The organism is Catalinimonas locisalis (assembly GCF_038039535.1).
Classification (GTDB): Bacteria; Bacteroidota; Bacteroidia; order Cytophagales; family Cyclobacteriaceae; genus Catalinimonas.
On the sequence record NZ_JBBPHP010000026.1, the window covers coordinates 58,354 to 77,913 of the forward strand.

The window sequence follows — 19,560 nt, forward strand, 5'->3', positions numbered from 1 at the left end:
TTAATTGGATTTAACGCGTTGTAAGAGGGTATCCATAATTTTCAGGTAAAGCTGATCTTTGATCATTTTGTCTTCAATTCCACCGTCAATACTGGGGTTATCATTGACTTCAATCACATAATATCGTCCATTGGCCTCTTTGATATCCACCCCATAAAGGCTATTGCCGATGAGTTTGGTAGCTTTTAGTGCAGTTTCAATCAGTTCCTTGGGAGCATCATTGAAAGTCAGAGTTTCTGCCTTACCATCCTTATCTTTTGCTTTTGACCAGTTGACGATTTGCCAGTGATTACGCGCCATAAAGTACTTGCAGATATACAAAGGTTCATTATTGATGATACCAATCCTCCAGTCAAAGGCGGTGGGCATAAATTCCTGAGCAATTAACAATTCTGAATTTTGGAAAAGGCTCTGTAAAGCAGGCACAAGTTCTGGTTCCGAATTAATTTTTATGACGCCTTTGGAAAAACAGCTGTCAGGCTGTTTCAGCACCAAAGGAAAACCAAAATCATAGAGCGCTGATACCGGAGTTTCTTTGCGCACCATCATGGATTTAGGAGTCGGTATCTGGTTGGCTTGCAACACTTCGTTCAGATAGACCTTATTAGTACACTTCAGAATTGAGTCTGAATCATCAATTACAACCAGCCCTTCAGATTCAGCTTTTTTAGCAAATCTAAAGGTATGGTGATTTACATTGGTGGTTTCACGGATAAAAAGCGCATCATATTGAATGAGCTTTCCTAAATCATTTTTGGTAATCAAGTCTACACTAAAGCCGGTTTTATCGGCAGCTTTCACAAATTTTTGAATAGCCTTGGCATTGGATGGAGGTGTTTTTTCATCGGGATTTATCAATATAGCCAGGTCGTACTTTTTACGTGACACATTGCTTCCGAATGTTTTTTTACCGGCAAAATATGCCTGTAATGAAGCACTCAGCAATGGCTTATCCTCTTCTGGTATATCTGCATTATTCATGGGCCGGATGTACTGCAGCAACCATTTTTTTTCTTTTTGTACAAAGCGAGCCTTAAGAAGAGGGGTTTGCAATAAATTAAATAGGAGGGAAGCAAGCTTGAGAAAAGCCTCGTTCTGAGTTTTTCCCATATAAATGCGCATCTCGACCGTTTTGTCGCCCACCTGCTTGAATGCATCCTGTATCAATTCGTCAAAATCCAAGCTGTCCTCACGGATCAGGGAAGGATAACGAAAATCCTGAATGGAAGAAATGCGCGGCATAACTTTATGACCTCTGGCTTCTGCAAGTAGAGAAACATAATAACCAAGGCTTTGATACTGATAAGAGCGGCAAAAGTTGAGAATTTTGGTGTTTCTTGCTTTCAGTAATTGAGATTCCCCGAAATATTCTGTGGGAGTAATCACCTGAACGCCATCAATTTGAAATTTCCAGTTGTTTGGGTTTTCTGTTACAATAAGTTTAGACATGTTAACTTTTTTTCGGCTGAATAATCAATAAGTTTGCATCGTAAGTGACAATGCCAAGTAATATGGCATTGATAAGTCTGTCAATAGGAACCTGATAATGCTGCTCAGTTTTGGCTACTGGATTCGGATTCAGAGGATCAGAAATATGCACCATTCTGGTCTCTCGGTCATAGCCTTTAATCAGTACAAAATGACCGCTAGGTTCGCCTTTTACATCGTGATACTGATTAGTCTCTGGTATTTCACGGGCACATTGGTACAAGTAAGTAGCACTAAGCCCTGTCAATATAGGGACCTGCCTGACCAAATATCTTTTCAGAAGTTTAGGCGTTAGTTCCTCATATAATATTTTTCCACCAAGAGACAGATAATGTACATAGGCGTCTGTTGCCTGTTTTATTCTCAATTGTCTTTTTACAGATGCCTGTTGCCTCAATTTGATGTGTAACTCAGTATCTTCTTTAAACCAGGTAGGGTCAAAAATGTGTAAATTATAGGTATAAATAGTGGCCTGATATCCTCTTTTCAGCGCGTGTATGCCCAGGTATACTGCCAGGGTACCACCACTTTTCAATTGCTGTACTTCCCCGATTACAGTTTCCATCTCCATATGATCCTGATAGTAGTTGTAAAGGGCATGCAGGCAAGTAGGTCCACAGGTGACATCGTCAGGCTGAGGCTTTATGTTGACTGTCAGTACATGCTTAATTTCATCCATGCTTACTTTTAATAATTTTACTACTTTGACGACATGGAATGGAAAAGTCACATGAATGTGTAATAATTGTAAGATTTTTTATGAGAGAAAATAATAGCGTTAATTCTATGGCAGAGATAGAGAAATTGAGTGATGAAAGACTAGCAATTCAGTTGAAAGAGAGTGGTGATCAGCGGTACTTTGCTGAACTTGCACGTAGGCATGAAAAAAAAATTCTAAAAAAGTGTAAGACTTATGTAATGCAGGATGATGCAAGCGAGGACTTAATGCAGGAGATTCTTATTAAGGTTTTTTTGCGCATAAAAGATTTTCGTAACGAAGCTAAATTTTCCACCTGGCTGTTTACTATTATACATAGTACTTGCATAGATTATTTGCGGAAACATAAGAAAAATGTGCACAGTGTGATTACTGAAAAGCTGAGCGATGAAGTGGGAGAAATCATTGAAAGCGAAGAGGAAATTAATGAAGCACTGAGTGAAAAAGTACTAATTGAACTTCTGGATCAGATGACTCCTGAGGAAAAAATGTTGCTACTGCTCAAGTATAAAGAAAAACACCAGATCAAAGACATTCAGAAAACACTCAATTTATCTGAGAGCGCCGTTAAAATGCGACTGAAGAGAGCCAAAGAAAAAATTAACAAGCTATATAACATGCATAAGGGTAGTTAATAGCATTTTTTTTTGAGACTATGTACTTATGCAGCATAGTACAGTACAGTTTCTCTGACTTTCTTATTTACATTTGAATCCGTGTTACCTACATGAGTATTTTTTGTTTGAGGGGCATTATCAATTTTTAGCATCCAAGTACGATAATCTGATTACTGACTCCACCTAGACTTTTCGTAAAGTAAAATATCGGGAGGAGTTTTTTACTAAAAAAATGCAACCGATTACAATTTAGGCGCATGTGTTTTGAGCTGCTCACAGTTTGAGAGCAGCCAGTAGTATAGGCATTATAAACAACTTAAAACACTTCATTATGAAAACTCGCTATTTTTGGAAGCGTGTGCTGGTGTGGATTAGTCTGGCTTCCACCTACAGTTTGTTTTTTCAAACAGCAGTAGCAGAGGCATTTGAGCATTCAGCTTCCTTCTCCTCCGCTAATTCCTACGAAGATCAGCTGGAAAAAACAATTACTGGGAAAGTGACCGATGCGGAAAACGGTGACGGGCTTCCCGGTGTCAATGTGGTTGTAAAAGGGACTACCAATGGTACTATTACCGATGTGGAGGGAAATTATCGTCTTACTGTACAGGATAATGCTGCTACCCTTGTTTTTTCTTCTGTAGGTTACACCTCTGAGGAAGTCAGCATTGGCAATCAATCGGTAATTGATGTACAGCTGTACGCAGATATCAGATCCCTTTCCGAAGTAGTTGTGGTAGGTTATGGTACCCAAAAGAAAGCGGATATCACCAGCGCCATCGCCACTATGGACGTGGAAAAACTGGATGAGCGACCACTTGCCCGCCTGGATCAGGCATTGGTAGGGCAGATGGCAGGAGTAAGAGTACAGCAGACCAGTGGTGTGCCGGGTAAAGGTTACAGCATTCAGGTAAGAGGAACCGGATCTATCAATGCCTCCAATGAGCCACTCTACGTGATTGACGGCTTCCCTCTGGCAGTATCTGGTCAGAATTCCAGCGGCGGCTTCTCAAACGGAAATCCGCTGGACAATATTAATCCTAACGATATAGAATCCATTCAGGTGCTAAAAGATGCTGCCGCCGCAGCTATTTATGGTTCTCGGGCTTCCAATGGAGTAGTGATCATCAATACCAAATCCGGTAAAACTGGAAAAGCCAGAATCAGTCTGAATGCTTATACTGGCTGGAGTCAGACAGCTAAGAAACTGGATGTACTCAGCTCAGAAGAGTGGGTAGACCGGGCCATTGAAATGATCAACTACAATTGGGTCAATTCAGGACCAGGAAGAACTGCCGGTCAGTCAGCAGCCGAAAGAGAAGCTATCTTGGGTGGGTTTAACGCCAATCTTATCTTAGATGAGAGGTGGCTGGAGCCAGGTCATCCCGGACTTACCTATCTGGATTGGCAGGATGAGTTTTTCAGAACAGCTCCTATGCAGAACTATCAGCTTTCTGCCAGTGGAGGAAATGAGTTTGTCCGTTACTATGTTTCCGGTGATTATCTGGATCAGGATGGAATCGCTTTAGGTGTGAATTACAAAAGATATTCAGCACGTGCCAATGTGGAAGTGCAAGCCAATGACAAGCTGAAGTTTGGATTGAATGTTTCACCATCATACTCCGTAGTGAATGACCCCGGGGTGGAAGGTAAAGACCAGCTTACCCACATTACAGTGGGTATGGTTCCGGTAGTAGAAGATTCTGTAGGTTTGCTTACCGGAGTCGCGCCTTACAGCACCTATACCTGGGCAAGTTCACGAGTAAGTCCGGTTGCTGCAGCAAATGCGGTATTGGGAGAAACCAAAAACTTTAGAACGCTTACCACCCTCTTTGCTGAGTATAAGATTTTAGAGGATTTGGCGATCAAAACCACTTTCAATGTGGACAATACCGACTCACAATCCAAAGGGTATACTCCGGGGAGAGTGAGCAGAAACAGAAATACCACAGGTAGCTTTAATGGCTTTCGCAAACTGACGTTTGTAAATGAAAATACACTTTCCTACGATAAGGTCATTGGTGAAAAGCACCACGTATCCGCTTTGGCGGGTATAAGCTACAACTTTAACAGAATCAATAGCTGGGATATCAGCGGTACTTTTCCTTCAGAAGGTGTAACCACACTTAATGCCGCTACTATTCAGGCAAACAGCACAAGCACTTACGAAACCCAAAGTGTACTACTTTCTTATCTGGGACGCTTGCAATATAGCTTTGATAATCGTTATCTTTTTACAGGTACTATTCGTCGCGACGGTTCTTCCCGTTTTGGTGACGATACCAAGTGGGGTATATTTCCATCAGCTTCATTAGGATGGAGATTGTCAGAGGAGAATTTCATGCAAAACGTTGGAGTACTTAGTGATCTTAAGTTGAGAGCAAGCTGGGGATTAGCGGGTAACAATAGCATTGGAGATTACAGTCATATTGCTTTGTTAGGAATAGCCAACTACTCTATGGGCGGAAACCTTGCCAGCGGATTGGTACCCAGCAATTTCCCCAATCCTGATCTGGGATGGGAACAGTCAGAAACAATAGACATAGGTCTTGACTTTGGTCTGTTTGAGAACCGTATATATGGTTCCTTAGACTATTTCACAAAAAAGAATACCGATCTGCTGCTCAATATCCCGGTACCTTCTGCTACGGGTTTTACAACGGCTTTGACCAATATCGGTGAAGTATTTAACGAAGGATGGGAACTTGAACTTAATACCCGCAACCTGACGGGTGTCTTCCAGTGGAGTACCAATCTCAACTTTAGCCACAACACCAATGAAGTAAGACAGTTAGGTCCTGAAAATACTCCTATCCTGGGTGGTGCATTTGACATTAACCACAATATTCTGAAGGTAGGAGAGCCGATGTACAGTTTTTATGTGGTACAACAAATCGGCATTCTCAGTCAGGAAGACATAGACGATGGAGTTGCACTATACGGCAATCAGGAAGCCGGTGATCCTCGTTATCTGGATGCTAATGACGATGGAGTCATTGATCCTGATGACCGTATTCTTTCCGGACACCCAAATCCCAATTATGTATGGGGAATAACCAACAACTTTAGTTACAAAGGCTTTGATCTGAACATATTGATTCAGGGTCAGTGGGGAAATAATCTTTACTCAACCTTCGGAAGGGCAATGAACAGAACTGGTATGAGCTGGCCGGAAAATACACTGGGCAGATGGCGTAACCGCTGGAGATCTCCCGAAGACCCTGGTAACGGGGAAGTCCCTAAAGCTTCTTCCAGTTTCGGTAGAATTAAAAACACCGACTGGCTCTATGACGCGAGCTACGTCAGAGTGAGAAACATTACTTTGGGTTATGATCTGGGCAGCCTGCTGGGCGGAGAAGTGATTGATGGTGCAAGGGTATACGTGACTGCCGAAAATTTCTTTGGCCATGATAACTATACCGGTGGTTTCAATCCAGAAGCGGTGAATAACAATGGAGATGATTATGGGGCATTTCCGCTTTCCAAATCCATTATCGTAGGTATCAATCTGACTTTTTAGACAGTAGATACTACGAGTTTGTTCAATCTTTTTTTGAATGAAGACAACCTTTAAGAAAATGAAATACTTAAATATTATCCTATTATGTCTGCTCTTCACAGTTTTTACTGCCTGTGAAGATGAGTTAGATCAGTCGCCTATTTCTGAAAGAGGCAGCAGCAACTTTTACCAGAGCGAAGAAGACTTTATCCAGGCCATCAATGGCGTTTACAATGACCTGAGAAGTTACCCCATCTGGCATTTTGAGTTATCTGAAATTCGCTCAGACAATATGTTTGTGCCGGGTGCCGGAGGGGTGAGAGATTACAGTGCGGTCAATAATTTCTCAGTCAACCTAGCCACCACGGACTATATCAGTGAAGTCTGGAATGTTAACTTTAACGGTGTCATGCGGGCCAATACCGTGCTGACCGAACTGGAGGCAACCAATATACTGGACGAATCAATCAGTAATCGTATAGAAGGAGAAGCCAAGTTTCTGAGAGCTATGTATTATTTTGATCTGGTGCGTTGGTTTGGTCAGGTGCCGCTGATCACCGAAACGGTGACGCCACTGGAAGCGCTAAATATTCCTCGCAGCCCGGTGTCAGAGGTGTATGAAGTCATTATCGCTGATCTTCAGGATGCTATTACATTATTGCCAGAAACTTATGATGGAGGAAATGAAGGTAGAGCAACTTCGCATGCTGCCCGCGGCATTCTTGCCAGAGTATTCATGACTCGCTCCGGGACACAACTGCATCCCAGCGGACCTACCTTGGGTACTAATGATTATGATGCTGCCTTGACCTTGCTCAATGAGATTATAGAAAGCGGTCAATTTTCTTTGCTGGAAAGTTATGCGGATATCTTTGCTTATGACAATGAGAATAATGCGGAAATGGTGTTTGATGTACAGTTTCAGAGCGGTGGACTGGGTATAGGGGCGGAATACATTGCTTGGCAATATCCTGAAGCTTATTCCAGAGCCGTGGGTATTCCTTTTGCCGGCGGTGCTTATCCTGATGCCCCCAAAACTCCTTCCGATGATGTGCTGGCCTCTTTTGCTGAAGAAGATGTACGTGATGAGGTAAGTATTACCGATGGGTATATGATGGACGGAAATTATGTAGCCAATCCATTCATCTCCAAGTATCTGGATCTGGACTATCTGGGAATTGATCGCTTTGATTTTGAACTCAATTATCCAGTACTCCGCTATACCGACGTTCTGTTATTAAAAGCGGAGGCCATTCTACAGGGAACTGCTGGTTCTCAGCAGGAGGTAGATGATATCGTCAATGAAGTAAGAGAAAGAGCTGGGCTTGAGCCTGTTTCAAATGTGGACCTGAATATGTTGCTGGAAGAAAGAAGGCGTGAGTTTATTGGTGAAGGATTGCGCTGGCATGATCTAGTAAGAACCGGAACCGTGCTGGAGGTGATGAACAATTGGCTGCAAGGACTGGAAGATGATGGTATTATGCCCGACCAGATTGATGAAACCGCCATTATCTACCCTATTCCTCAGAATCAACTGGATGTCAAGCAGGGCTTGTACGAACAAAATCCTGGATATTGATTGATGAATCTATCATGACAGCATGAGCATTTGCTCATGCTGTTTTTTCTATGATCTATAAAAAAGAAATATTTTTTTAGTTCTGAAAAGGAGCTATTAAATGGTGATTTACAGTAGTTAGTATACTACTTTTTAATCATTTTTTTAGATTTAACCTGATGCCTTGGATAGGTATAAAGACAAGTCAAAAACAATAAATTATGCGTAAAAAAACGTTTACTATCAGCCTGACTTTCATGCTGGGTTTGATCATATTTACTGCTCATGCTCAGACAGGAGTTGGGAATTATCAATCAGGGTTTCAGCAGGAGGGCAACACTTTTTCTTTTTCAAACACCAATGCCGAAGTCAAGCTGGAATTCTGTACGCCTGATATGCTGAGGATCAGAACCAGTTGGGACGGAGCGTTTGAGGAAAATGAGCCCTGGATGGTTGTAAAATATGATTGGTCAGATGTAGAAGTAGAAGCGACAGAAGAAGAGAATCATTTTCTGCTCCGAACGGATCAACTCCAAGTGAAAGTAGAAAAAGCTCCCTTTCGTATAGAAATCGCAAATTCAGAAGGCAAAATTCTATCCACTGAAACCTTTGATAATGGTAAAGGTGGAGCTTATCAGGAAGGTGAAACGGTAGTGAGCCGAAAAAAACTTTTACCTGAAGAGCATTTCTTCGGCTTCGGAGAACGCATGGATATACTGGACCGCCGGGGTACAAAAGTAAGACTTAATGTGGGGAGGGGACAGGGCAGACCGCACATCGTAGGTGCTTACAATATTCTGGAAGCCAATTATAGTCCCGTGCCTTTTTTCATGAGCACGCGTGGATATGGTATATTTTTTCATAATGCTTATGCAACAGAGTGGGATATGGGAGCAACTGATCCTTCGCAATACACTTTTATGGCTGAGGGAGGCGAATTGGATTATTATTTTATTTATGGCCCCCAATTTCCTCACTTACTGGACCGCTATACCAGCCTTACTGGTAAATCTCCTTTACTCCCTTTATTCGCACTAGGCCTCCACGTGGGCACCTACAGTGGAGGAACCTGGGGCTACGAGGAATTGACTTCTACCGACTATGTACTGGCGATGGCTCGCAAGTACAGAGCTATGGGAATTCCAGTAGATATACTGCATCTGGATTCTACCTGGAGAATTTTTGGTGATACCGGCGGAAAAGGCGCTACTACTTTTGAGTGGCGCAATACCTTTGATAATCCCGAAGCCATGTTTGACAGCCTGTATGCCATGAATTTCAATATGGTGGGTCTGCATCTGCGCCCCAGATTTGACAATGGGGAAAAGCTAAAACTACTGGATCAGGCCAGAGCCAAAGGCTATGTGTATCCTGAAGAAAATAGTCCCGGTGAATTTGTCAATTTCTTTGATGAAGAAGCAGTAGACTGGTGGTGGGAAAATGGTGTGATGAAAGTTGCTTCTATGGGTGCTATGTTCCTCAAAACAGACGAAGGAAGTGCTTTTGGGCATAAAGCCAACGAAAGTGAGAAAACCGGCCCTACTGGTGACGAGATCAAAGAATTGCATAACCTTTTTCCCCTCGCCTATGCTAAAGCACCCTATGAAAAATTTGCTGAGCACAACAATATGCGTGGTATGAACCACACCCGTGAAGGTTATGCCGGTATCCAACGCTATCCCTTCATTTTTGCGGGTGACTGGCCCAGCGAATGGCAGTATTTTGCTCCGGTGATCAAGGCTGGTTTGAACATCGGTATGTCGGGGGTAGGCTACTGGGCTCACTGTATGGGCGGTTTTGAGCACGATGCAGACCCGGAGTTGTACATCCGCTGGACGCAGTTTGGTTTGCTAAGTCCGATAGCGCATCTGTTTGGCATGGACCATCCTGGTTATAAAGAGCCCTGGAATTATGGAGAGGATGCCTTGCGAAACTTTAAGAAATATGATCTGCTGCGCTATCAATTAGTCCCATACCTCTACAGCCACGCTTACGAGATGTACGAAACCGGAATGCCGCTTATGAGAGCACTGGTGCTGGAACATCAGGATGACGTCAATACCTATGATATTGCCGATCAGTATATGTTGGGCAAAAATTTGATGGTTTGTCCGGTTACTACCAAAGGAGCGCAAACCAGAGTAGTTTACCTTCCTGAAGGTAAATGGTTTGATTACTGGACCGGAAAACCATATGATGGCGGGCAGTATGTCAGCGTACTTTCTCCTCTGGACACCATACCTATGTTTGCCAAAGCAGGAGCCATTATACCCATGCAGGAAGAAGTGCAGTACATAGAGGGTTATCCTTCTGACCTCATTCTGGATATCTACCCTTATGAACAGTCAGAATTCACGCTTTATGAGGATGATGGAAAAAGTCTGGAATATCAGGAAGGTGAGTACGCTACTACAGAGATTAGCTGCACTGCCAGCAATGGTCAAACAAGTATCACTATTGGAGAGCCAGAAGGAGAGTATGAAGTGCCTGCAAGAAACTATCAGTTGAAAGTACATTCTACAGATACTCCGCAATCGGTCACTGTCGGTAATCAGCAGCTTCAGCAGCACTCTGACGCTGTACAAAATGGTGCTGGTTGGACCTTTGATCAGGAATCAGCTGTGCTAATGATCAAAGCTCAGGGAAATAATAATCAGGAAATGGAGATCAATATTAGTTATTAATCAAATAATGTTATGAAACGCAATGCATTTACCATGAAGTTGAAGCCTGGTTTTGCTGAAGAATATAAGAAAAGACATGAAGAAATCTGGCCAGAATTAAGTGAACAACTAAAAGAAGCAGGAGTTCATGATTATTCTATCTACCTGGATGTAGAGAGCCTAACACTGTTTGCTTTTCAAAAATTAGAGGATAGCTATGATGGTAAACAACTGGCTTCTCATCCGGTTGTGAGAAAATGGTGGGACTATATGGCAGATATTATGGATACCAACCCTGATAATTCTCCGGTGACTCAGCCTCTTCGTGAAGTTTTTCACATGGATTAAATAGATAAAAAGTGTATTCTAAACTATGCTGTTGTTTACTTCTAAATAAAATGCTGGTGATCGGAAGTATTTATAAAATCCATAAAATTTGCTTTACAGCGTTATTGTTGAGCATTTTGATCATTTGTTCAACAGCTGAAACTGCAGTGTCTCAAATCATCAAAAAGCCAATTCCTGATAAATTGGTAGTGCTTACCTTTGATGATGCAGTGAGCACACATGCTACATTGGTCGGGCCTCTACTCAAACAATATGGTTTTGGAGGGACATTTTTTGTCTGTGAGTTCCCTCCTGACTTTGAGGACAAAAGTAAGTACATGTCATGGGAACAAATTCAGGAGCTTGGGCAAATGGGTTTTGAGATCGCTAATCATACGCGTCACCATACCCATGTGGATCGTATTGATGAACCTGAACTGATTAAGGAACTCACTTACATTGAAAATAAATGTGTGGAGTTAGGACTGGAAAAACCAACTTCCTTTGCCTATCCCGCTTACGACACGGATGAAGAAGTAATTTCAACCCTTGAAAAGCAAAGATATCGTCTTGCCAGGGCAGGGGGCAGTATGGCTTATGATCCAGTTGTACATCATCCTTACCTTATTCCGAGTTTTAGTACTACTGGAGACAATAAAAAACGTGTCTTGGATGCTATTCAACAGGCCAGGGACGGAAAGATAGTGGTACTTACCGTTCATGGTGTACCCGACTACGCGCATGATTGGGTTACCACTCCTCCTGAGCTTTTTAAGGAGTATCTCCAATATCTGCACGACAATGAATATCATGTCATTGCCTTAAAAGAGTTGGAAAATTACATAGACATTGAAAAAGCTCGTCAGGTAATTAAAGCAGACCTGGAAGCTGTGAAATAAAAATACAAGTGAGATGAGAGCATACTGTACACTTCACAACCCAATAAGAGCAGTGATCATTCTTCTTTTCTTGTTTCATATTATTCCTTTCAGTGGATTTGCTCAGTTGCAATGGCCGGAGATTCAAAATCAAACTAAGCCCTGGACGCGTTGGTGGTGGATGGGAAGTAGCGTGGATGAAAAAAACATCAGTACCTTACTCCAAAAATATGATTCTGTAGGTTTGGGAGGTGTAGAAATCACGCCCATCTATGGTGTAGCCGGATATGAAAATCAATTTATTCCTTATTTATCCGATGAATGGATAGAAAAATTGACCTACACATTTCAGAAAGCTGATCAGTTAGGCATGGGCGTTGATATGGCTACCGGTACGGGATGGCCCTTCGGTGGCCCCTGGGTGGAAGCCGAAAATGCCAGTAAGTACGTAGCCTATAAAACTTATTCACTGAATGCCGGAGAAAGTTTAAATGAAACGATCAGTTATACGCAGGAACCATTGGTCAGGGCGGTAGGCAATCAGATTTATGAATCCTATGGTATTTACAAGCTGGAAGGAGAAAAGGTAGAAGGGTCAGTAGAAAATCCTTTGCAAAAAGACAATGCAGAGCCACTTGAAATTTCAGACATCAAAGAGCCAATAGCTTCCAATGAAAATCTACAGTCCCTTGCACTGGAACAGATCCGGTTTGAAAAAGAATTGCCGCTTCAGACATTAATGGCTTATTCCAATGAAGGGAAAAGCCTGAATCTTACTAATAAGGTCAATGATGAAGCCAAGCTGGACTGGACAGCCCCTGAAGGGCAATGGACTCTTTACGTAGTCTTTCAGGGATGGCATGGCAAAATGGTAGAAAGAGCTGCCCCTGGAGGAGAAGGTTTAGTGATTGATCATTTTTCAGAAGAAGCTCTCCAGGCTTATCTGAATAAATTTGATGAGTCGTTAACCCAAGAGAAATTAAGGCCACTGCGCTCTTTCTTCAATGATTCCTACGAAGTAGATGACGCCCGTGGAGAGGCGAACTGGACGCCTGAGCTGTTTGCAGAATTTGAGGAAAGGCGAGGCTATGACCTCAGAAATCATCTTCCGGCACTTTTTGGGAATGATACTGAAGAAATTAATAAAAGAGTTCTGACCGATTACCGGGAAACGATTTCTGACTTACTTTTAGAAGAATTTACTCAACCCTGGAGAGCATGGGCACATAAAAAAGGGACCTTGATTCGGAATCAGGCGCACGGCTCACCTGCCAATATACTGGATCTGTATGCGGCCAGTGATATACCCGAAACCGAGGGAAAAGATATTCTCCGCTTTAAGTTTGCTACCTCAGCAGCACATGTAAGTGGTAAGAATTTAGTTTCCGCCGAAGCGGCCACATGGCTCAATGAACACTTCACTTCATCTTTGGAAGATGTGAAAGAAATAATAGACCTTTTCTTTCTGGGAGGGGTGAATCATATTTTTTATCACGGCACCAATTACTCACCGCTGGAAGAGGATTGGCCTGGCTGGCTATTTTATGCAGCGGTTCACTTTGAGCCTTCCAATCCATTTTGGGAGGATTTTGATGCTTTGAACTATTATATAGCCCATTCCCAGGCATTTTTGCAGAAAGGAAAGCCAGATAATGATATCCTCATCTATTTTCCCATCTATGATTATTATGCCGAAAGAGGTAGTGAATTGCTTCGCCATTTTGATGGGTTTGAAGAAACGGACAATTCTTCCTTTAAAGCCAATGTAGAACTCCTGCAAAAAAGAGGTTACACCTACGACCTCATTTCTGATCGTCAGTTGATGGAGGTGAGTTTCGGAGAAAATTTATTATCCTCAGGCGAAAACCTCTATCAGACCATCGTATTGCCAAACTGTGAGTTCATGCCTTTTCAGACTTTTCAAAAAGTACTGAAACTGGCGGAAGCAGGTGCTAATGTGATTGTTCACCGATCGCTACCTGCCAGCCTACCGGGTTTGTCGCAGGAACAACAGCAGGAGTTCGAGCAGATGAAAAATAGCCTATATTTTCAGGCACAAAAAAATGGTATTGAAGTAGCTTCTGTGGGTAATGGTAAGCTGATCAAAGGCAATAACTTTGAACAGTTGATGACTTATGCGGCCGTACAAAGAGAAACCTTGGTGGATGAAGGGTTGGAATTTATCAGAAGGGTAGAAGGAAATAAGCATCTGTATTTTCTGAAAAACAGCAGTAACAAAGCCATTGACAAATGGATTCCTATTGAATCTGTGGGTCAGATGGTAGCAATCTACAACCCGATGAACCAAAAAAGCGGCCTGGTTTCGGTAAGGAATACCAAGAAAAGGACGCTGGATGTTTATCTGCAACTGGAGCCTGGTGAAAGCTGCATTCTTCAGACGTTCTCCAATTCATTTAGTGCAAATGGGTATCCTTATTATAAGAAATCCGGTAAAGCTGTGCCTTTGCAGGGGAGTTGGTCAGTAGAATTTGTCAAAGGCGGCCCCACACTTCCTTCCAGTATCAATACTTCATCATTAAAGTCATGGACTGACTTTGTCAAAGAAGGAGTTGCGGAATTTTCAGGTACCGCGCGCTATGCGCTTAGCTTTTCCACGCCCGAGGGAAATTATGACGCGCTGAAGTTGGATTTGGGAGAGGTAAAGGAAAGCGCCACAGTTTATTTGAATGGTGAAAAAATTGAGACATTATTAGGACCAGATTTTTCAGTGGTACTAGATAAGGACCTTCTAAAACCAACCAATAAATTGGAAGTGGAAGTGACTAATACTATGGCTAACCGAATCGCTTATCTGGATCAGGAAAATGTAGCCTGGAAGAAGTTTTACAATATCAATTTTCCTGCCCGTCTGAGTCAAAACCGTAACGAAAATGGCCTTTTTGAGGCCAGCCACTGGCAACCTCAAGCCTCGGGACTTTTAGGTCCGGTAACGCTTACACCTCTTAAAGAATTGGATTTGTAAAATATTATAAAAGTTTGATATTCAGAGAGTTTTACGTTTTGATATAATTTGTCTTAAAAGCTCAACTCAATAAAGTATTCTGATAAACCACCTAAAACATAGCATCATGCATAGCAGGCTCCTACGATTGATATTTTTTACTGGCTTTTACTTTTCTGTACAAATGAGCTTTGCGCAGCGGCAGATGGAAAAACTGGACCGGGGAATTGTTGCCATTCCCGATGACGATCGTGTGTTTGTGAGCTGGCGTTTACTGGCAACTGACCCTGAAGAGATCAGCTTTAACCTTTACCGACAGTACGCTGGTCAGGAAGCAGTTAAGATCAATCAACAGCCCATTGTGGAAAGTACCAATTTTGTAGATGAGACCGCTGTAGACAGGCAGCATCCCAGCTATTTTGTTAGACCAGTACTTCAAGACAAAGAGCAACGGGCATCAGAAAATGTAGCGCTTTGGAAAAATGATTTTTGGAGATTACCGCTTCAAACGCCCCAGGGCTATCGCCCCAACGATGCTTCGGTGGGAGATCTGGATGGGGATGGTGCTTACGAAATTGTTTTGCATCAGGTGGGTAGAAGCAAAGACAATTCCCAGAAAGGCTTTACGGATGAGCCTATTTTGCAAGCCTATGAAATGGATGGAACTTTGCTTTGGAGCATCAATCTGGGCAAAAATATACGAGAAGGAGCGCATTATACGCAATTCATGGTCTATGATCTGGATGGAGATGGAAAAGCTGAAATCGCTTGCAAGACTGCCGATGGCACTACCGATGGGGAAGATGTAGTGATTGGTGATCCCGAGGCAGACTGGCGCAATGAAGATGGCTACATACTCGCCGGACCTGAATTTTTGACAGTTTTTGATGGACAGACCGGTGCTGCGCTGGCCACAACAGATTACATTCCTCCTCGCCATCCCGATACTCAAAATCCCACTTCTGAGCAACTTGATGAAATCTGGGGAGATGGTTATGGAAACCGCATGGATCGTTTTCTGGCGGCAGTAGCCTACCTTGATGGCAAAACGCCCAGTCTGATCATGGCGCGGGGTTATTATACCCGGGCAGTGATCGCTGCCTGGAATTGGAGAGATGGGGAACTCAGGCATGTATGGACTTTTGATAGTGACGATGGTACTCCCGGCAATGAGGCCTACAGAGGAGAAGGCAACCACAATCTAAGCGTAAGTGATGTAGATGGCGATGGTAAGGATGAAATAATTTACGGGGCTGCCGCCATAGATGATGATGGTACAGGTTTGTATGCTACCGGCCTGGGACATGGCGATGCATTGCACCTTTCAGATTTAGATCCTAATCATCCGGGTATGGAGGTCTTCAATATTCAGGAAAGATTTGATGATGCTGGTGCTAATTTTAGGGATGCAGATTCCGGGGAGATTCTCTGGAAAAAGCCTTCTGTCAAAGCAGGTGAGGATGGGGAAGGCCCGGGCAGAGCAAATGCTATCAATATAGATCCCCGCTATGAAGGTAATGAATGTTGGGTGGCAGGAGCCAATATTGAAGGATTGTTTAGCGCCACTGGAGAAAAAATTTCCGACCAGAAACCTGCCGCGGTGAATTTTGCAGTGTGGTGGGATGGAGATCTATTGCGAGAAATCCTGGATCGTAATGTTATTTCCAAATGGAACTGGAAAACAGAAAAGCTGGATACCATCATGGTAGCCGAAGGAACACGCTCTAATAATGGTACTAAAGCTACTCCCACCCTCAGTGCTGATTTGTTTGGTGACTGGCGGGAAGAAGTTATTCTGAGAGAGGAAAATAATCAGGCGCTACGTATTTATTCTTCTACCATTCCCACAAAACACCGCTTGTACACCCTTATGCAAAATCCCCAGTACAGACTCAGTATTGCCTGGCAAAATGTGGCTTATAACCAACCTCCTCATACCAGTTTTTACATCGGAGAGAGCATGGATCAGCCTCCTTTACCTGACATTGTGGTTGGAGAATAGAAGCATTTTTCTGTAGATGAAAACTTTGGAGTAGTACAAACATTTACCGTATAATGTTACTTTTGTAAAAGTGATAATGAAGGTTCTCTGATTGAGCCAATTCAATGACACATCCCCTTATTCAGATCATCAGCGATATCTCTGCTTACGGCACCGAGGAAGAATATCCAAGGAATTTCATTCTGCAGAAATAAGGAAAGAGTGCTCATAAACTCTGGATCATCCGCAGAGGGTTGGTAAGGTATTGCTATACTTTTCAGGACGAGGAAGTAACCGCCTGGTTTGACATGGAAGGAGATGTTGTGGGTTCAGTCTACAGCCTAGCAGGTTTGGGGCCTTCCAGAGAAACCATACAATTGCTTGAAGACGCCGTACTCATAGAAATTTCACTTGATCTTATTCAAAAAGAAATACATGATTTTGCTGCTCTAAAAGCTGATTTGCTTCAGTATTATTTTCTTCAGCTGGAGAACAGACTTAAGTTTTTCCAGAACCTTGACGGCAAAGCCAGATATCTTAGCTTGCTGAGCGAACGTCCGGAACTGGTCCAAAGAGTTCCTCAATACCTGCTGGCTTCCTTTCTCGGGCTTAAACCGGAGTCACTGAGCCGAATCAGAGGCAGCATTTCTTAACTAATGTCAATTTGCTTCTTAACAGATGTTATTCCGGGAGTGAAGCGAAGCAGTGAACTTTGCATGAACATTAAACCAAAAAGCCATGCAAAAATTCATAACCATACTAACTTTAATGACCTTTTCCCTGCTCCTTTGGCCAGTGGCTGTAAGTGCACAGCCAGGCTCAGAAAGCAGAACAATTGTCTTTATTCATGGACTGTTTCAGAATGCCCGCAGCTGGGATAAGTGGGTAGATTATTTTTCTCAGCAGGGCTACACCTGTTATGCCCCCTCTTTCCCTTATCATGAAGGAGAACCGGCAACTTTACAGCATAACATCCATCCCAATCTGGTAAACCTGGAGTTCAGGGAGGTACTGGATTCTATGACCACTTTTGTAGACAAACTCCCTGAGAAACCTATTATCATAGGGCATTCCATAGGAGGTCTGATAACGCAAAAGCTAGTAGAGGCTGGCAAAATAGAGATGGGTATCACACTGTCGTCGGCCAATCCCAGGGGCATCAGCGTGCTGAACTGGAAGTTCATACGTTCAAACTTTAGAATGGTAAGTCCGTTCAGAAGGCGTGACAAAGTTTGTACGCCTCCGCTTCGCTGGTTCAAATATACCTTCTTCAACACTCTGAATGATTCTGCTGCTCAGGCAGAGCATGCACGCTACTTTGTACCCGAGAGCAGGAAAATCGCGAAAAGCAGTACTGAAAAGGGACTTGAAATAGACTTTGACAAGCCGCATGTACCTATGTTGTTTATTTCAGGAGCATTGGACCAGGATTTACCCCCCAGCCTGATACGCAAGAATTTTGATGCCTACACAGACCCTAATTCCAAGAGAGATTATTATGAGTTTCCGGGAAAGTCACATTACATCTCCAGTGAGACCGGCTGGGAAGATGTAGCCAGTTTTGTAAAAGAATGGATTGCATCAGTGCAGGAGTATCAGGCTCATAAACCATGAACCAGGCGTTTGACAATGTATACAAGAGGTCCACCAGATAGGACCTCTTGTATAGTTTAAGCGTACTTCATCAGCAGGTTGAGCATCTTGCGATCCAGTTTGTGCCCGTACCAGTCTTCATAGTCTACATCTTCCCGACCTGAATCCAGTAAGCCGAAGCTGCCGCTAAACTCCCAAATGCCATAGCCTATGTCATGCGCAGTAAGTATGTCCAATACATCGCCAAACCACGCCAGGAAAACTTCATGAGGTGTTTTGTTCCAACAGCCGCATTCCCCACAGTGAACGCCTACGCCACTTTTTACCAGTTCAATCCAGGGTTGGTAAAATGTCTCCAGCATTTCTCTTTCCAATACCATAGGTTTCTTGACCATTTGTCCCGTGCTATCTTGTACGGTAAACGCTATCGTTCCTGGCCATTTAGGCTCAGGTAAATTTTCAGGATCTTTGTTGGCCCAGGGAGCCTTATAGTGAGAAATAATTCCGGGGTAGTATCCGCGACAACTCTGTGCGATGTTCAGGTCAGTGATTTCTGGAATAACACTGGTGCCTACATCATTTCCGTCGGCGATCACAAGATGATCGGGATTCGCTTGGCGGATGGTTTCCGAAGCCGCTTTGGCTACTTTGCGGTACAGGTCACCAGGCACAGAACTGCGGCGAGAGTGCTGATCGTTCATATCTTCCCGCATGCTGGGTTCATTCACCAGGTCAAAACTGATCTTATCGGAAGAAGTGTTTTTGTAGCGGGTAGCCCACATATTCCAATGAAAGCAGAAAGCATCCAGCGCTTCTTGATCCTTCCAAAGATTGTAAGGCTCATAAAAGCCTGCATTGACGCAGTACCCGGGAGCACGGTGCAGGTTCAGGCTCACATGCAGATTGTATTTATGGGCCATGTCTACCAAAGCAGCAATCTGGTCAACACGCTTTTCATCAATATGGTACACCTGCTCAGGCGTGATATTCTGGCTATGGTCTATATCCAGATAAGTGGGATAGGCCATAGGAATTCTCACAAAATCAAACCCCCAGTCTGACATCCAGCGGAAATAATCTTCTTTGGTCTGTGGTCTGGAATGATCAGGATTGGGTGAGAAAAAATCCAGCAGGTTGAAGCCCCTCCAGCGAGGTAAAGTATTTTGAATTTTAGCTGGTGGGCCTGCCATAGCAGAGGCACCTGAAAGACCTAATCCTAAACCAAGTGCAGTAGAACTTTTGAGGAAGTGACGACGATTTATACCGTTACCTGACTTGT

The 19,560-nt window shown here is 43.2% G+C and carries 13 protein-coding genes; 10 read left to right on the top strand and 3 right to left on the bottom strand.

The window, feature by feature from the left end; genetic code table 11:
• Positions 1-1,449, bottom strand: coding sequence for a RimK family ATP-grasp domain-containing protein (locus tag WJR50_RS23465; protein ID WP_341295735.1), 1,449 nt, complete (start codon positions 1,447-1,449; stop codon positions 1-3).
• Between the two features lies 1 nt (position 1,450).
• A complete protein-coding gene (locus tag WJR50_RS23470; RefSeq protein WP_341295736.1) occupies positions 1,451-2,167 on the bottom strand; it encodes a C39 family peptidase in 717 nt (238 codons plus the stop codon).
• A gap of 107 nt (positions 2,168-2,274) precedes the next feature.
• On the opposite strand from WJR50_RS23470, the gene WJR50_RS23475 reads away from it, so the two are divergent.
• The 10 genes from WJR50_RS23475 (at position 2,275) to WJR50_RS23520 (ending at position 18,302) form a co-directional block, all read left to right on the top strand.
• Complete coding sequence (locus WJR50_RS23475) at positions 2,275-2,841, top strand: RNA polymerase sigma factor (protein WP_341295737.1); 567 nt, start codon at positions 2,275-2,277, stop codon at positions 2,839-2,841.
• A 313-nt stretch (positions 2,842-3,154) separates the two neighbouring features.
• Complete coding sequence (locus WJR50_RS23480; protein WP_341295738.1) at positions 3,155-6,340, top strand: SusC/RagA family TonB-linked outer membrane protein; 3,186 nt, start codon at positions 3,155-3,157, stop codon at positions 6,338-6,340.
• Positions 6,341-6,398: 58 nt separating this feature from the next.
• On the top strand, positions 6,399-7,898 hold the full coding sequence (locus WJR50_RS23485) for a RagB/SusD family nutrient uptake outer membrane protein (protein ID WP_341295739.1): 1,500 nt from the start codon (positions 6,399-6,401) through the stop codon (positions 7,896-7,898).
• A 200-nt stretch (positions 7,899-8,098) separates the two neighbouring features.
• Entirely contained in the window at positions 8,099-10,561 is a 2,463-nt protein-coding gene (locus tag WJR50_RS23490) for a glycoside hydrolase family 31 protein (RefSeq protein WP_341295740.1), read from the top strand.
• 12 nt (positions 10,562-10,573) lie between these two features.
• Positions 10,574-10,888: an L-rhamnose mutarotase gene (gene rhaM / locus WJR50_RS23495; protein ID WP_341295741.1), complete on the top strand. Its 315-nt coding sequence runs from the start codon at positions 10,574-10,576 to the stop codon at positions 10,886-10,888.
• A gap of 146 nt (positions 10,889-11,034) precedes the next feature.
• Entirely contained in the window at positions 11,035-11,766 is a 732-nt protein-coding gene (locus tag WJR50_RS23500) for a polysaccharide deacetylase family protein (RefSeq protein ID WP_341295742.1), read from the top strand.
• A gap of 13 nt (positions 11,767-11,779) precedes the next feature.
• Positions 11,780-14,728: a glycosyl hydrolase gene (locus tag WJR50_RS23505; RefSeq protein ID WP_341295743.1), complete on the top strand. Its 2,949-nt coding sequence runs from the start codon at positions 11,780-11,782 to the stop codon at positions 14,726-14,728.
• 106 nt (positions 14,729-14,834) lie between these two features.
• Entirely contained in the window at positions 14,835-16,709 is a 1,875-nt protein-coding gene (locus tag WJR50_RS23510) for a rhamnogalacturonan lyase (RefSeq protein WP_341295744.1), read from the top strand.
• A 233-nt stretch (positions 16,710-16,942) separates the two neighbouring features.
• Complete coding sequence (locus tag WJR50_RS23515; RefSeq protein ID WP_341295745.1) at positions 16,943-17,341, top strand: Crp/Fnr family transcriptional regulator; 399 nt, start codon at positions 16,943-16,945, stop codon at positions 17,339-17,341.
• Between the two features lie 85 nt (positions 17,342-17,426).
• A complete protein-coding gene (locus WJR50_RS23520; RefSeq protein ID WP_341295746.1) occupies positions 17,427-18,302 on the top strand; it encodes an alpha/beta hydrolase in 876 nt (291 codons plus the stop codon).
• A gap of 56 nt (positions 18,303-18,358) precedes the next feature.
• Here WJR50_RS23520 and WJR50_RS23525 read toward each other — a convergent pair whose 3' ends face one another.
• Positions 18,359-19,543, bottom strand: coding sequence for a glycoside hydrolase family 5 protein (locus WJR50_RS23525; protein WP_341295759.1), 1,185 nt, complete (start codon positions 19,541-19,543; stop codon positions 18,359-18,361).
• Positions 19,544-19,560: the final 17 nt, after the last annotated feature.